20 protein-coding genes are annotated in these 14852 nt (G+C 70.8%); 13 read left to right on the top strand and 7 right to left on the bottom strand.

The annotated features are described in order from the left end of the window. Nucleotides 1-23: 23 nt before the first annotated feature. From DEJ47_RS17740 to DEJ47_RS17730, 3 genes are all read right to left on the bottom strand, one after another. Nucleotides 24-1055, bottom strand: a complete 1032-nt coding sequence (locus tag DEJ47_RS17740) for a S1C family serine protease (protein ID WP_150169514.1) — start codon at nt 1053-1055, stop codon at nt 24-26. 128 nt (nt 1056-1183) lie between these two features. Continuing rightward, a complete protein-coding gene (locus tag DEJ47_RS17735; protein ID WP_150169512.1) occupies nt 1184-2206 on the bottom strand; it encodes a LacI family DNA-binding transcriptional regulator in 1023 nt (340 codons plus the stop codon). A 23-nt stretch (nt 2207-2229) separates the two neighbouring features. Next, nucleotides 2230-2985, bottom strand: coding sequence for a response regulator transcription factor (locus DEJ47_RS17730; protein WP_150169510.1), 756 nt, complete (start codon nt 2983-2985; stop codon nt 2230-2232). Between the two features lie 207 nt (nt 2986-3192). Between DEJ47_RS17730 and DEJ47_RS17725 the strand changes: the two genes are divergently transcribed. From DEJ47_RS17725 to DEJ47_RS17700, 7 genes are all read left to right on the top strand, one after another. After that, complete coding sequence (locus DEJ47_RS17725; protein ID WP_150169508.1) at nt 3193-4038, top strand: alpha/beta hydrolase; 846 nt, start codon at nt 3193-3195, stop codon at nt 4036-4038. 16 nt (nt 4039-4054) lie between these two features. Continuing rightward, a complete protein-coding gene (locus DEJ47_RS17720) occupies nt 4055-4309 on the top strand; it encodes a MoaD/ThiS family protein (protein WP_150169506.1) in 255 nt (84 codons plus the stop codon). Between the two features lie 5 nt (nt 4310-4314). After that, nucleotides 4315-5562, top strand: a complete 1248-nt coding sequence (locus tag DEJ47_RS17715) for a hypothetical protein (protein WP_150169504.1) — start codon at nt 4315-4317, stop codon at nt 5560-5562. Nucleotides 5563-5675: 113 nt separating this feature from the next. Further along, complete coding sequence (locus DEJ47_RS17710; RefSeq protein ID WP_150169502.1) at nt 5676-6428, top strand: DUF2993 domain-containing protein; 753 nt, start codon at nt 5676-5678, stop codon at nt 6426-6428. A 194-nt stretch (nt 6429-6622) separates the two neighbouring features. Further along, complete coding sequence (locus tag DEJ47_RS37640) at nt 6623-6703, top strand: putative leader peptide (protein ID WP_350893136.1); 81 nt, start codon at nt 6623-6625, stop codon at nt 6701-6703. A gap of 145 nt (nt 6704-6848) precedes the next feature. After that, nucleotides 6849-7694 carry a sulfurtransferase gene (locus tag DEJ47_RS17705; RefSeq protein WP_150169500.1) on the top strand — a complete coding sequence of 282 codons (846 nt, stop codon included), beginning with the start codon at nt 6849-6851 and terminating at the stop codon, nt 7692-7694. Between the two features lie 34 nt (nt 7695-7728). Beyond that, the gene (locus DEJ47_RS17700; protein ID WP_062773190.1) at nt 7729-8016 is read left to right on the top strand and encodes a DUF1416 domain-containing protein; all 288 of its coding nucleotides are present in this window, start codon (nt 7729-7731) and stop codon (nt 8014-8016) included. 94 nt (nt 8017-8110) lie between these two features. Here the strand turns inward: DEJ47_RS17700 and DEJ47_RS17695 are convergent, their stop codons facing one another. Further along, entirely contained in the window at nt 8111-8374 is a 264-nt protein-coding gene (locus DEJ47_RS17695; protein WP_150169498.1) for a DUF3099 domain-containing protein, read from the bottom strand. Between the two features lie 249 nt (nt 8375-8623). On the opposite strand from DEJ47_RS17695, the gene DEJ47_RS17685 reads away from it, so the two are divergent. From DEJ47_RS17685 to DEJ47_RS17675, 3 genes are read left to right on the top strand one after another with little or no spacing between them, the layout of a single operon-like run. Then, entirely contained in the window at nt 8624-9196 is a 573-nt protein-coding gene (locus DEJ47_RS17685; RefSeq protein ID WP_150169496.1) for an FABP family protein, read from the top strand. 16 nt (nt 9197-9212) lie between these two features. Continuing rightward, entirely contained in the window at nt 9213-9647 is a 435-nt protein-coding gene (locus tag DEJ47_RS17680; RefSeq protein ID WP_150169494.1) for a Fur family transcriptional regulator, read from the top strand. Between the two features lie 34 nt (nt 9648-9681). Further along, nucleotides 9682-10647 carry a YgfZ/GcvT domain-containing protein gene (locus DEJ47_RS17675; RefSeq protein ID WP_150169492.1) on the top strand — a complete coding sequence of 322 codons (966 nt, stop codon included), beginning with the start codon at nt 9682-9684 and terminating at the stop codon, nt 10645-10647. A 19-nt stretch (nt 10648-10666) separates the two neighbouring features. On the opposite strand, the gene dtd is transcribed toward DEJ47_RS17675, so the two are convergent. Beyond that, complete coding sequence (gene dtd, locus DEJ47_RS17670) at nt 10667-11092, bottom strand: D-aminoacyl-tRNA deacylase (protein ID WP_150169490.1); 426 nt, start codon at nt 11090-11092, stop codon at nt 10667-10669. Nucleotides 11093-11257: 165 nt separating this feature from the next. Here dtd and DEJ47_RS17665 point away from each other — a divergent pair, with 165 nt between their 5' ends. Beyond that, nucleotides 11258-11875 (top strand): ABC transporter substrate-binding protein, encoded by a 618-nt coding sequence (locus DEJ47_RS17665; RefSeq protein ID WP_150169488.1) that lies wholly within the window; start codon nt 11258-11260, stop codon nt 11873-11875. 75 nt (nt 11876-11950) lie between these two features. Further along, complete coding sequence (locus DEJ47_RS17660) at nt 11951-13234, top strand: GNAT family N-acetyltransferase (RefSeq protein WP_150169486.1); 1284 nt, start codon at nt 11951-11953, stop codon at nt 13232-13234. Between the two features lie 109 nt (nt 13235-13343). Here DEJ47_RS17660 and DEJ47_RS17655 read toward each other — a convergent pair whose 3' ends face one another. Next, nucleotides 13344-13529, bottom strand: a complete 186-nt coding sequence (locus tag DEJ47_RS17655) for a hypothetical protein (protein ID WP_150169484.1) — start codon at nt 13527-13529, stop codon at nt 13344-13346. Nucleotides 13530-13683: 154 nt separating this feature from the next. Between DEJ47_RS17655 and DEJ47_RS17650 the strand changes: the two genes are divergently transcribed. Next, complete coding sequence (locus DEJ47_RS17650; RefSeq protein ID WP_150169482.1) at nt 13684-14595, top strand: winged helix-turn-helix domain-containing protein; 912 nt, start codon at nt 13684-13686, stop codon at nt 14593-14595. Here DEJ47_RS17650 and DEJ47_RS17645 read toward each other — a convergent pair whose 3' ends face one another. Beyond that, a complete protein-coding gene (locus DEJ47_RS17645; protein ID WP_150169480.1) occupies nt 14596-14784 on the bottom strand; it encodes a hypothetical protein in 189 nt (62 codons plus the stop codon). It abuts the gene before it with no gap. Between the last annotated feature and the right edge of the window lie 68 nt (nt 14785-14852).

Below are 14852 nucleotides of genomic sequence, written 5' to 3'. Positions count from 1 at the left end.
GGGCGCCCCAGGTGCACCCCGGATCAGGTCTTCGAGCCCGACCGCAGCTTGCCGAGGTCGTCCTTGACCGCGTCGATCGGTATGGCGAAGCCGAGGCCGACACTGCCGGAGGACGCCGACTCCGAGCCGCCCTGCGACGAACTGGGCGAGTACATGGCCGAGTTGATGCCGATGATGTTGCCGTTCATGTCGATGAGGGCGCCGCCGGAGTTGCCGGGGTTGAGGGAGGCGTCGGTCTGCAGTGCCTTGTACGTGGTCTTGGACGAGCCCGTGTCACCGTTGAACTGGCGCCCGTCGAACTCGAACGGCCAGCCGCCCTCCGGGTTCTGCGGCTGTTCCTGGCCCTCCCCCGTGGGCACCGTGACGTCGCGGTCGAGCGCGGAGACGATGCCGCTGGTGACCGTGCCGGTGAGGCCCTCGGGGGAGCCGATGGCGACGACCTCGTCACCGACCCTGACGTTGTCGGAGTTGCCGAGGGTGGCCGGCTTGAGCCCGGACGCGCCCTTGAGCTCGAGGAGGGCGAGGTCCTTCTTGCTGTCGGTGCCGACGACTTCGGCGTCGTACGTCTTGCCGTCGTTCGTCCGCACCTTGACCGACGTGGCGCCCGCGATGACGTGGTTGTTGGTGACGATCTCGCCGTCGCTCGTCGTGATGACCCCGGAGCCCGTCGACTTGCCCTGGGCCGTCTGGGCGCCGACCTCGACGATGCTGGGGCTGACCGCCTCGGCGACCCCCGAGACGGTGCCCTTCTTGCTCGTCGGCACGACGTCGGTGCTGGTCGCGGAGGTGCCGCCGTCCCTGCCGGTCAGCGTCTGCACGGCGTACGCGGTGCCGCCGCCCACCGCGGCCGCCGCTATCGCGACGGCGGCGATGAGGGCCACCGGGCCCTTGGCGCGGCGCCGCCGTGGGGCGGGTGCCTGAGGTTCTTCCGGCGCGAAGGCGGGCGGGGGCGGCCACGCGCCGTGCGCGGTGCCTCCCTGCGTACCGCCGTGGTGCACAGGCGCTGCCGACTGCTGCTGGGGGTACTCGCCGCTGTGGCGGAAGGTCTCGGTCATGACCACGAGACTGTCCGGCGTACATGAGAGCTGCCTGAGTACGTCCTGAGAAGCCCGGCAGAAGTGCGTATGCCCGATATAAAGGCGGGTCGCGCGGCTGTCGGCGGTGTCCTGCTTGCGGCAGGGTCCTACTTGCAGCCGCAGGACTGCCGGACCACCAGCCGGGACGGGAACAGCTTCAGCCGCTCACGCCGCGACCCCGCGACCCGCAGCCCGTCGTCCAGGACCAGGTCCACCGCCGCCCGCGCCATCGCGGGCCGGTCCGACGCGACCGTCGTCAGCGGCGGGTCCGTGAGCCCCGCCTCCTTCACGTCGTCGAAGCCGGCCACGGCCAGCTCGCCCGGCACGTCGATGCGCAGCTCGCGCGCCGCCCGCAGGATGCCGATCGCCTGGTCGTCCGTGGAGCAGAAGATCGCGGTGGGCCTGTCCGGGCGGGCGAGGAGCTCCAGGCCCACCTGGTACGCGTCGTAGCGGTTGTACGGCGCTTCGAAGAGCCGCCCCTCCACCGACCGCCCGGCCTCCCGCATCGCGCGCCGCCAGCCCTCGACGTGGTCGGAGACGGGGTCGCCGACGGTCGGGGTCTCGGCCGTGCCGCCGACACAGGCGACGTACTGGTGACCGTGTTCCAGGAGGTGGCGGGTGGCGAGCTGCGCGCCGCCCACGTCGTCCGTGACGACCGCGACGTCGTCGATGGCCTCGGGCCGCTCGTGGAGCAGCACCACGCGCGCGTCCCACGCGTCGATCTCGGCGGCGGCCTGGTCGGTCAGACCGTGGCTGACGAGGATGAGGCCGGAGACCCGCATGCCGAGGAAGGCGCGGAGGTAGTGCGTCTCGCGCTCCTCCACGTAGTCGGAGTTCCCGACCAGGACCATCTTTCCGCGCTCGGACGCCGCCTGTTCGACGGCGTGCGTCATCTCCGCGAAGAACGGCTGGCGCGCGTCCGGCACGATCATGCCTATGAGGTCCGTGCGCCGCGAGGCCATGGCCTGGGCAACCCTGTCGGGCCGGTACCCCAGCTCCTTGATCGCGGCGAGTACCCGCTCGCGCGTGGCCGGGGCGACCGGCCTGGGTCCGTTGTTGATGACGTAACTGACGACCGCGGTCGAAGTACCCGCAAGTCTTGCCACGTCATCCCGAGTCACCTTGGCCACGCGCGGAGTCTACGCGGATGGAACTACCGCTGGGCAGGGCGTACGGCAGCTTCCTTCGGAGCGGGCGCCGCGGCCTTCGCCTTCTCGGCCTCGGCCGCGCGTTCGACCTTCTCCGGGGCGACGAAGCGGTAGCCGACATTGCGGACCGTGCCGATCAGCGACTCGTGCTCGACGCCGAGCTTCGCCCGCAGCCGCCGCACGTGCACGTCGACCGTGCGGGTGCCGCCGAAGTAGTCGTAGCCCCACACCTCCTGGAGCAGCTGGGCACGCGTGAAGACCCGCCCCGGGTGCTGCGCCAGATATTTGAGGAGCTCGAACTCCTTGAAGGTCAGGTCGAGGACCCGGCCCTTCAGCTTCGCGCTGTACGTCGCCTCGTCCACGGAGAGATCGCCGTTGCGGATCTCCATGGGGGAGTCGTCGGAGGTGATCTGCTGGCGGCCCATCGCGAGCCGCAGCCGCGCCTCGACCTCGGCGGGGCCCGCCGTGTCGAGGAGCACGTCGTCGATGCCCCAGTCCGCGGTGACGGCCGCGAGGCCGCCCTCCGTCACGACGAGGACCAGCGGACAGCCGGGTCCCGTGGAGCGGAGCAGCTGGCAGAGGCTGCGGACCTGTGGGAGGTCGCGGCGCCCGTCGATCAGGATGACGTCGGCGCCGGGGGTGTCGACGAGGGCGGGGCCCTCCGCGGGGGCGACGCGCACGTTGTGAAGGAGCAGGCCGAGAGCGGGGAGCACCTCCGTCGACGGCTGGAGGGCATTGGTCAGGAGCAGCAGTGAGCTCACCGCCGACCACCTGCCCGGGTCGTCCGACTGTCGTGCACGTTTCGCTCGCCCATAACGTCTGGTTCCTCCTCGGTCCCTGCGAGGACGTTTACGGCACTGCTTCGTACTGAAGACGTGATTTCTGTGGCCCGCGCCCGGGGTCCCGGAAAGCACGAAAGGACCCGGGGGCTGCGCTGCCCGGATCCTCTGCCCAGCAGAATAGCCCACATGAACTCCGGTCCGGCAGGTCAAGAGGCGCGATCTTCTGTGCCTCCGCTCACTCGCGGTCAGCGCAGCGTTCAGCGGAGGGCCACGCTCCGTACACAGGACGGCGTGGCCATCGAGGCCGCCCACGACCCCGGGCCCGACCCCGCCGGCGAGCTCGCGATCGTCGTCGCGCACGGGTTCTCGGGGGACCTCGCGCGCCCGCACGTGCGCCGGATCGCGGGTGTCCTCGCCCAGCGTGCGGCCGTGATCACCTTTTCCTTCCGGGGCCACGGCGGGTCCGGCGGGCACTCCACGGTGGGCGACCGCGAGGTCCTCGACCTGGCTGCGGCGGTCGAGTGGGCGCGGTCCCTGGGGTACGCGCACGTGGTCACCGTCGGTTTCTCGATGGGGGGCTCGGTCGTCCTCCGTCACGCCGCGTTGCACAGGGGGCGCACGGAAGCGCGGACCGACGCGGTGGCCGCGGTGAGTGCTCCCGCGCGGTGGTTCTACCGGGGGACGGCGCCGATGCGGCGGCTGCACTGGGTCGTCACCCGGCCCGCGGGACGCGCCGTCGGCCGCTACGGACTGCGGACCCGAATCCACCCGCACGAGTGGGACCCCGTCCCCCTTTCGCCCGTCGAGTCCGTCCCCCTCATCGCCCCGACGCCGCTGCTCGTCGTCCACGGAGACCGGGACCCGTACTTCCCGCTCGACCATCCCCGGATGCTCGCCGCGGCAGCCGGGGGCGGGGCGGAGCTGTGGCTGGAAGAGGGCATGGGACACGCGGAGCACGCGGCGTCCGACGCGCTCGTCGGACGGATCGCCTCGTGGGCCACGGCATCATGGACGTCGGCAACCGCCGACTGAAAGGAAGGGGAGTCGCATGGTGAACGGCACCATTCGTTACTGGGCCGCTGCCAAGGCGGCCGCGGGCGTCGCCGAGGAGCCGTACGACGCGGCGACGCTCGCCGACGCGCTGGACGCCGCACGCGAGCGGCATCCCGGTGAACTCGTCCGGGTCCTGCAGCGCTGCTCCTTCCTGGTCGACGGGGCCCCCGTCGGGACCCGGAGGCATGAGACCGTACGGCTGGCCGAGGGCGGCACGGTCGAGGTGCTCCCGCCGTTCGCAGGAGGATGAGCACCATGTCCGATCAGCCCTATGAGGGGTACGAGGGGTACGACGGGTACGAGCCGTATCCGCAGCAGCAGTACCCCGGACAGCAGCAGTATCCGGAGCAGCAGCACCACCAGCCCTACCCGGATCAGCAGCAGCAACAGCCGTATCCGGACCAGCAGCAGTACTACGCGCAGCCACAGCAACAACAGCAGTACGGGCAGGGCCAGGACCAGTACGGCCACGATCAGTACGGCCGCCCGTACCCCCAGCAGCAGTACTACGCCGAGCCGCAGCAGCAGTACGGCCAGGAGCACCACACCCAGCAGTGGGAGGGGCAGACCTGGGAGACGCAGGTGGGCCACCAGGCGCCCGCCGCGGTGGACGTGACGGAGACCGCGTACCTGCCGCCGCAGAGCGCCGCGCCCGCCCCCGTGCCGGAACCGGCGCCGGATCCTGCCCCCCAGCCCGCCCGCGACTCGTCCTCGTACGGGCCCGCCACCACCACCGGCAACCCCCGCGTCACCGACGCCCAGCGCGCCCGCGCCGAGGGCCGCTCGCCGATCATCGAGCCGGGGATGCAGCCCGCCGCGCTGACCGCCGTGCTCGGCCTGCTGCTCGCCGCGGGTGCCGCCGTCGGGCAGTACGCGCTGCTCGTACCGCTCGTGCTGCTGCAGGCCGTGACCGCCGCCGGCTGGTTCCGGCTCAACGGCATGTGGCCCGCGCGACAGGGCATCGCGCTCGCGTTCCTCGGCGGTGTCGTCGCGGACGTCGCGCTGCTCGCCGTCGGCAAGGAGGACGCGCCCGCCGCCGTCCTCGGCACGCTCGGCGTGTGGGTGCTGCTCGTCCTCGTGCTGCAGCTGCGCAGCCACGCGGGGGCCGACGAGCGGATGTACGGCCTGATGGCCACGGTGGTGTCGTCGGCGCTCGCGATCGTCGCCGCCGGGCACCTCGCGGCCGCGGCCGACGCGGTGACCGTGGGCGGCATCGCCGTCGCCGTCGCGATCCTCGCCCGCGCGCTGCCACTGCCCACCATCGCCTCGGTGGTCGTCTCGCTGATCGCGGCCGCGGGCGCCGGGGTCGCGGTGGGCGGGACGACCGACTACGGCAGCGAGGGCGCGCTGCTCGCGCTCGGCGCCGGCGTGTGCGCGCTGATCGGGCACCGCGTCGCCAGCTACGACTACCCGTCGCGGTTCGTGCACATGACGGCGGGCGTCGCGCTGCCGCTCGCTGCCGCCGCCCCGGCCGTCTACGTCCTCGGACGTGCCATCGGCTGATCGTCACAGCTGTTCGACAGGTCCCCCGCCGGGCTCTCCGGCGGGGGACCTGTCCTTTAGGCTCGCGGAAACGAACAGTTGACCTCGGGGGACCAGGTGGGGGAACACCGGACATGAGCAAGCGCGCCATACGCATACTTCTGATCGTCGTCGTGATCCTCGGCGGTCTCTTCGTGGCGGCCGACCGGCTCGCCGTGAACTTCGCCGAGGGCGAGGCGGCGGACAAGATGCGCACCAGCGAGGGGCTGAGCGAGACGCCCGACGTCTCCATCAAGGGCTTCCCCTTCCTCACCCAGGTGATGGGCGGTGAGCTCGACGACGTGGAGGTCGGCATCAAGAACTACGACGCCAAGTCCGGCTCCGACTCCATCCGCATCGCCGACCTCACCGCCCACATGAAGGGCGTCGAGTTCTCCGGCGACTACAGCTCGGCGACCGCCGCGACCGCCACGGGCACCGCCCACGTCTCGTACGACGAGCTCCTGAAGGCCAGCAAGTCCGAGCCCGTCGAGCTGCCGCTCGGCGCGACCGGCAAGGTCGTCGGCCTCTCCGACGGCGGCAACGGCAAGATCAAGGTCGAGGTCGAGGTCAGCAAGGGCGGCGCGAAGCTGCCCAAGCCCGTCCACGTGCTCAGCTCGGTCCGCGTCGAGGGCGACAACATCCGCGTCCACGCCGACCGGATCCCCAAGAGCCTGAACGTCCTCGGCGTCTCCATCCCGCTCCCCGAGGGCACGGCCCGCAACGTCACCGACTTCGACCAGAGGATCGAGGACCTGCCCGCCGGCATCAAGCTGGAGAAGGTCGAGGCGGCACCGGACGGCGTCGACATGTCGGTGTCGGGTTCCAACGTGCGCCTGGCGAGCTGACACGCTCCTCCGACCGCCTCGTCCGTAGTACGAGACGGAGGCGTCCGGGGGGCGGATGCGGCGGGGGTACGGGGCAGTCCGCGGCGGCTTCGGGGCGGCCGGGGGCTTCAACGGTTCCCGCATCGTGGACGATCGCGTCTCAGTATGCGGAGCGCCGGTGACACGGCCGCCCCTCCGTCCCTACGATCGGACCCATGCACCGACAGGCGGACCTCACGAAGCGGCGGGCAGTGGACCTGTGCCGCGTCGCCGCCATGCTCTGTCGCACCTTCTAGCGGGACGCCCCATCCCCGCATTTCCCCCGGCCTTTCGACGCCATCCGTCAGGGCCTCCCCGTGCGTACGTACGCCGTGCCTCCCCGCACCTCCCGTACCTCGCACGCCCCTATGCACCGCCGTAACTGCCCCGGAGGAGAGAAGCATGAGCCGCAGCGACGTCCTGGTAGACGCCGACTGGGTCGAGGCCCACATCGAGGACCCGAAGGTCGTCATCGTCGAGGTCGACGAGGACACCTCCGCGTACGACAAGAACCACATCAAGAACGCGATCCGCATCGACTGGACCAAGGACCTCCAGGACCCGGTCCGGCGTGACTTCATCGACCAGGAGGGCTTCGAGAAGCTCCTCTCGGCCAAGGGCATCGCCAACGACTCCACCGTCGTCCTCTACGGCGGCAACAACAACTGGTTCGCGTCGTACGCCTTCTGGTACTTCAAGCTCTACGGCCACCAGGACGTGAAGCTCCTCGACGGCGGCCGTAAGAAGTGGGAGCTCGACTCCCGCGACCTGGTCGACGGTTCCGAGGTCCCGAACCGCCCCGCGACCGACTACAAGGCGAAGCCGCAGGACACCTCGATCCGCGCCTTCCGCGACGACGTGGTCAAGGCCATCGGCTCGCAGAACCTCGTCGACGTGCGCTCGCCCGACGAGTTCAGCGGCAAGCTGCTCGCCCCGGCCCACCTCCCGCAGGAGCAGTCGCAGCGCCCCGGCCACGTGCCGAGCGCCCGCAACATCCCGTGGTCGAAGAACGCCAACGACGACGGCACCTTCAAGTCCGACGACGAGCTCAAGGCCCTCTACGAGGACGAGCAGGTCGACCTGTCGAAGGACACCATCGCCTACTGCCGCATCGGTGAGCGTTCGGCCCTGACCTGGTTCGTCCTGCACGAGCTGCTCGGCCAGACCAACGTCAAGAACTACGACGGCTCCTGGACCGAGTACGGCTCGCTCGTCGGCGTGCCGATCGAGCTCGGCGCCGACAAGTAAGACCCTCGACCTCTCTTCCCCCTCAGGAGTACCCATGTGTGGAGCAAAGGCCGGCGGCCCCGACGCTTCGACGATCAAGCCCGGTGAGACGACGATCCAGGGCCAGGTGACCCGCGACGGCGAGCCCGTCACCGGTTACGTGCGCCTGCTCGACTCGACCGGCGAGTTCACCGCCGAGGTCCCCACCTCGGCCACCGGACAGTTCCGCTTCTACGCCGCCGAGGGCACGTGGACCGTCCGGGCACTGATCCCCGGCGGCACCGCGGACCGTACGGTCGTCGCCCGGACGGGCGGTCTGGCGGAGGTCGCGATCGCGGTCTGAGTCACACAGCGCGGTCCGCACGCCGCGCCGAGAACGGCTGAAGGGCCGCACCCCAGGGGGTTGGACGCCACTGGAAAGGGGTGCGGCCCTTCGGCTACCTCTGCCGTCTGTGCCTGCCGTCCAGCTCGTCCCACCACTCGTCGGACGTGCGGTCCCCGCTGGGGTCGTCCCACCAGCGGTCATCGGGACCCCGCCGATTCGCGGTCATGGCGGCCAGCGGCGGGATCACCATCGCCACGACGCACATCCCGACGGCCACGGGAACCGACCAGAGCCGCACGACGCCCCAGGCCAGGACGAACAGACCGACACAGGTCCCCATCATGGCGAAGTACAGACGGCGCCTTCGCGCGTACATGCACCCAGCGTACGTCGCGAGGGACCTCACAGAGAGGGACGGGCGCCGCCCGACTACAGTGGGACCGGCTCTGATACCTGCCCCAACCGCTCACCGAGGAGCACCCCGTGCTTGAGGCCTTCTTCTCCGCCCTGCTGGTTCTGGTCTGCGTCGGCGTTCTCGCCTTCGCCGGGCTGACCGTGAAGAAGCTGTACCAGGGCCAGCGCTGACCCCCGCCCACGCCACCTCCACAGATCGCCTGAGCTTCCCATGATCGAGATTCCGTCCGACCTGAACCCCGACCTCGTCCCCCTCGCCTGGCTCCTCGGCAACTGGGCGGGCGCGGGCGTCACCGACTTCCCCGGCGCCGAGAAGGCGAACTTCGGCCAGGAGGTCTCCTTCACCCACGACGGCCGGGACTTCATCGAGTACCGCTCGTACACCTGGGTGCTGGACGCCGAGGGCAACAAGGTGAAGCCCCTGGAGACCGAGTCCGGCTTCTGGCGCATCGACAAGAACCGCCAGGTCGAGGTCGTCATGGTCCGCGACGACGGCGTCGTCGAGGTCTGGTACGGCGAGCTGGCCGACAAGAAGCCGCAGATCGACCTGGCCACCGACGCCGTCGCCCGGACCGCGGCCTCCGGCCCGTACACCGGCGGCAAGCGCCTCTACGGCTACGTGAAGGGCGACCTCATGTGGGTCGGCGAGAAGCAGACCCCCGAGGTCCCGCTGCGGCCCTACATGTCGGCCCAGCTGAAGAAGGTCGTCACCCCCGAAGAGGTCGCCGACATGGCCCGCAACCTCGGCGATCTCCCCGACGACGGCATCGCTTTCTTCAAGTAAGCCTAGACTTCATGGTGTGGCGAGCACCGACTCCGACTGGAAGAGCGACCTGCGTCAGCGCGGTTACCGGCTGACGCCGCAGCGACAGCTTGTCCTCGAAGCCGTCGACACCCTGGAACACGCGACCCCCGACGACATCCTCTGCGAAGTGCGCAAGACGGCGTCGGGGGTCAACATCTCCACGGTCTACCGCACCCTGGAGCTCCTGGAGGAACTGGGCCTGGTCAGCCACGCCCACCTCGGGCACGGCGCGCCGACCTACCACCTCGCGGACCGGCACCACCACATCCACCTGGTCTGCCGGGACTGCACGGACGTCATCGAGGCCGACACCGAGATCGCCGCGGACTTCACCGACAAGCTGCGGAAGACCTTCGGGTTCGACACCGACCTGAAGCACTTCGCGATCTTCGGGCAGTGCGGGAAGTGCCGGGGAGCGGACGCGGAATAAGCGTGGGCGCGGGCTGGTCGTAGTCTTTGTGAACATGAAGAGCCCCCTGCTGTCCCTGCCCGGCGCCGTCCCCGCCGAGGGCGTGGACGAAGGCGTCGCCGCCCACTACGGCGAACTGTTCCGCGAGCAGCGCGCCCTCGCCGACGGCACCGGTTTCGTCGACCTCTCGCACCGCGGCGTGGTCACCGTCACCGGCTCCGACCGGCTGAGCTGGCTGCACCTGCTGCTCACCCAGCACCTCAGCGAGCTGCCCGCGGGCCAGGCCACCGAAGCGCTGATCCTCTCCGCCAACGGCCACATCGAGCACCACCTCTCCCTCGTCGACGACGGCGAGACCGTCTGGGCGCACGTCGAGCCCGGCACGCAGGACGCACTCATCGCGTACCTGGAGAGCATGAAGTTCTTCTACCGCGTCGAGGTCGCCGACCGCACCGACGACATCGCCGTCGTGCACCTGCCCGCCGGTTCCATCGCGCCGGTCCCGGACGGCGTCGTCGTACGCGAGACAGCGCACGGCCGCGACCTGTTCCTGCCGCGCACGGACCTGGAGACGTACGCCGAGGGGAACGGCCCCGCCGCCGGACTCCTCGCGTACGAGGCGCTGCGCGTCGAGACCCACCGGCCGCGCCTCGGCTTCGAGACCGACCACCGCACCATCCCGCACGAGCTGGGCTGGATCGGCTCGGCCGTGCACCTGCAGAAGGGCTGCTACCGGGGCCAGGAGACGGTCGCGCGCGTCCAGAACCTGGGGAAACCGCCGCGCCGCCTGGTCTTCCTGCACCTGGACGGCAGCGAGGTGCACCTGCCGGCGGCCGGGACACCGCTGCACCTCGCGAGCGAGGGCGTCGAGGGCCGCAAGCTCGGCTTCGTCACCACGGCCGTACGCCACCACGAACTCGGGCCGATCGCGCTCGGCCTCGTGAAGCGCAACGTGCCGGTGGACGCCGGGCTCGTGGCGGGGGACACCGCCGCTGCCCAGGAAGTCGTCGTCGAGCCGTAGCCCTCACCCGGGCACGGGCTCACATCTCGATCAGGACCGTGAACGGGCCGTCGTTCGTCAGGCCCACCCGCATCCGCGCCCCGAAGCGGCCCGTCGCGACCGTCGCCCCCAGGGCGCGGAGCTGTGACACCACCTCGTCGACCAGGGGCTCGGCCACGGGGCCGGGGGCCGCCGCGTTCCATGTGGGGCGGCGGCCCTTCCGCGCGTCGCCGTAGAGCGTGAACTGGCTGATGACCAGGAGCGGCGCGTCGATGTCGCTGCACGACCTCTCGTCGGACAGCATGCGCACCGACCACAGTTTGCGGGCCAGCTGGGCGGCCTTCTCCTTGGTGTCGTCGTGGGTGACGCCCACCAGGACGCACAGGCCCTCGCCGTCGATCTCGCCCACCGTCTCGCCGTCGACGACCACGCTCGCGCCGTCGACCCTCTGCACCACTGCTCGCATACGGCCCATCATGCCGTGCCGCACGAGGCGCCCGGGACGGGCCCGCGATCCCCCCATCTGGGGCCGATTCCGGGCACTCGGCCACATAGCGGGTACTCGGGGTGGCACGATGCTCACACGCGGTGCACCGCGTCGGCCGGTCGAGGGGACGGGTAGAGCCAGATGATGAGCACATCGAGTACGGGGCAGACACCGGGGCGCATCTCGCTGCGGCGCACGCAGAGCGCGCGGCCGCCGGTGCAGCGCACGGGGGGTCGGCTGCTGCCCGAGGTGCCCCAGCACGACCTGGCCGCCCTGCGCCTGCCGGAGCTCCGCGAACTGCGCAGGTCGGCGCAGCAGGACGAGGCCGACCTCAGCTATGTGCGGCGGCTGTTGCAGGGGCGCATCGACATTCTGCGTGCCGAGATCGCGCGCCGCGGGGCGCCCGGCTCACCGGACTCCCCGGCGCCCGCTCCTGCGGCGACCGTCGTGGACCGGCTCGCGGAGATCCTCAGGGACGCGCCGGCCCGCCACCGCTCCTCGGCCCGGCACGTCACGCTCGGCACGCCGCTCGGCGAGGAGTCCCGCCTGCTGGCCAAGGAGATGCTCGCCGACGTCGAGCTCTCCGACCTGGCGGCGCGCACCGACGACGAGCTGGACGCGGCCATGGCGCGTCTCGTCCGCTACGAACAGCAGGTGTCCCGGCGCAGACAGGGGCTGCAGCGCACGGCGGACGACTGCTCGGCGGAGATCGGGCGGCGGTACCGGGTGGGCGAGGCGCAGGTCGACGACCTGCTGCTGTGAGCGGGGGCGGCCGTGGGCTTTCCGGCTCCCGAAATCCGGGTGCGGTCGCGGGACTTCGCTGCCTAGCGTGTGCGGATGAGCGATGTTGCCGAAGCTGCCGTTGTTGATGACGTCGAGGTAAGAGCGGTCGCCGACGAGGAGTTGCCTGCCTGGCTGCGTGCCGTGCAGGCCGGATTCCTCAACCCCTTCGCCGCGATGTCGGACGACGCCGTCGCCCACCTCCGGTCCCGCACCGCCCCGGCCCGCACCCTGGGCGCCTACGACCGCGGCCGGTGCGTGGGCACGTACAGGTCCTTCCGGCAGGAGGTCACCGCGGTGGGCGGCGCGCCCGTCGTCGCCAACGCCGTGTCGGGTGTGACCGTCGCCCCGACACACCGGCGCCGCGGCATCCTCAGCCGCATGATGGCCGGGGACCTCGCCGAGGCGAAGGAGCGCGGCGACGTCCTGGCCACGCTGAACTCCGCCGAGTACCCGATCTACGGCCGGTACGGCTTCGGCGCGGCGACCTGGGTCACCGAGTGGACGGTCGACGTGCCGCGCTCCGGGCTCGACCCGCGCTGGTCGGGGCCCGAGGAGTCCGGCGCCCGCATCGACCTCGTCGACGGCGACGACGTGCGCAAGCACGGCCCGGAGCTGTTCGAGCGGTTCCGTGCGGCCCGGCACGGCGTCGTCAGCCGCGACGAGGAGTGGTGGCTGCGCAACACCGGCATGCAGGCGACCCCCGAATTCCCCTGGCAGGAACCGTTCTACGCCCTCTACCGCGGCCCCTCCGGCCAAGTGGAGGGACTCGTCGCGTACCGGACGACGAACAACGAGTGGGGGCCGTCCCGGCTGCCGCGGAACGCCGCGACCGTCCTCGGGATCACGGCCGTCACACCGGCCGCCGAACGCGCCCTGTGGCACTACGTCTGCGCGATCGACAAGGTCGTCTCGGTGCGCAGCGGCTGGCTGGCCCCAGACGACCTGCTCCCGCACCTCCTGCCGGACCCTCGCGCGGCCACGGTCACCGGGCACGCGGACTGGCTCTGGGTGCGGATCCTGGATGTCGTGCGGGCCCTGGAAGCGCGTACGTACGCCGGTTCCGGCACGGTCGTCCTGGAGATCGGCGACAGCGCGGGGCTCGCGGGCGGACGCTACCGGCTCGACGCGACGCCGCAGGGTGCGTCCTGCGTGCCGACGACCGCGACGGCCGACCTCGTCCTGGACGTACGGGAGTTGGGCGAGATGTGGCTGGGTGACGCGTCCGTGGCGCGGGCCGTGGCGCTCGGGCGGGTGGGGGAGGAGCGGACGGGCGCCGCCGCGGTGGCCGACGCCCTGTTCCGCACGTCCAGGCGGCCATGGTGCCCGGACATGTTCTGAGCCCCGGTCCCCGTAGCAGGACCGGGGCCCAGCCCCCCATCGACTGATCGGACTCCCGGCTCCCCTCCGGATGGGAGCCCGGTCAGCCGGGTCCGGTGATCGGGCGGGGTCAGCCCGACTGGGCGAGGAGCAGGACGAGCAGTCCGGCTCCGACGCCGCTGAGCTTGACGTTCTTGGCCTTGATCCCGATGGTCAGCAGGACGAACGCGACGATGCCGAGCGGTCCGTACTTCCACTGGATGAGCTGCTCGAACGCGATGGCGAGGACGGCGACGACGAGAGCGATGATCGGCATGACGTTCCCCCATATCGGGCTGATGGCCAACCCCGAAAGGGTCTGACCAGGTCGCCGAAGTTGGCTACCAACTTCAACTGACTTATCTCCTCTGGGAGTCGACTCATAACCATCTTTCCCGCAACTCCCCTAAGATGGCGCGAAGTTGTACTGTTTGGTTGTGAGCACCGAACACGCCGCCGTCAATGGGCGCAAGCGAGCGCAGCGGAGCCACCGAGAGGTTGCCGACGTGCTGCGCGACCGGATCAGGTCCGGGTCGCTGCGGCCCGGCCAGCGCATGCCGACGCAGGCCGAGCTGGCCGACGAGTTCGGTGTGGAGCGCGGTGCGGTGCGGGAAGCGCTGCGCATCCTGCACCGTGAGCATCTGCTGTCCAACGTGTCCAAGGGCAGCCCCGCCACCGTCGCGGACGTCGCGGAGCGTGCTTCAGCCGGTCCCGGCGAGGCGCGGCCGCAGCCCACGATGGTCGGCCTGGGCCCGCGCATCGCGTCCGCCTTCGACGTGCCGCACGTGGAGATAGACGCGCTCTGCCTCACGTCCATCTCGCTCACCATGGCCATCGGCGAACCGCTGCGCCGGATCCACGCCGGGCAGCGGAAACCGGCCAAGGTCGACGTCCGGGTGCTGCTGCCCAGCCGCGACATCGACCTCGCCTTCCCCGCGCCGGTCGACGGCGGGGACCACCAGGGCGACCAGGTCCACCGGCGCTGGCTCGACCAGCGCAATGCCCAGGGCCAGGTGCTCCGCCACAACCTCCTCGCGCTGCGCTCGTCGCACGGCATCGACGTGTCGGTGCAGTTCCGGGCGCTGCCGTTCACGCCGCCCGTGAAGCTGTACCTGATCAACGGCACGGAAGCGCTCTTCGCGTACTACACGCTGACCAAGCGGGACGAGGAGATCGGCAAGGAGTCCCTGGAGATGTACGACGCGCAGGGCACGCAGTCGATGCTCTTCCCGTTCAAGGAGGGGGACGGGTTGCGGGACACCACATTCGTGGAACAGTCCCATCTGTGGTTCAACGCCCTCTGGAACACGATCAGTCAGGACCTGGAGCTCGCGGCGGGCTGATCAGCCCGCCGGACCCGTCACCAGCAGGGCGAGGACGACGGCTCCGATGGAACTGCAGGTGGCGTTCTTCGCCTTGACGCCCACGGTCAGCAGAAGGAGGCCGACGATGCCCATCGGGCCGTACTTCCACTGCACGAGCTGTTCCAGGGTGACGGCGACCACGGCTGCGAGGAGGGCTATGGCGGGCATGGTGGTTCCCCCTTCTGCCATCTTGAGCCAGTTGGCAACCAACTCTGCATAGGTTGTCCCCAGTTGGC

The sequence above is a fragment of the Streptomyces venezuelae genome (assembly GCF_008642355.1).
Taxonomy (GTDB): Bacteria; Actinomycetota; Actinomycetes; order Streptomycetales; family Streptomycetaceae; genus Streptomyces; species Streptomyces venezuelae_B.
Note: the sequence above shows the minus strand (reverse complement) of the source record. Positions and strands in the feature narration are given on the sequence as shown.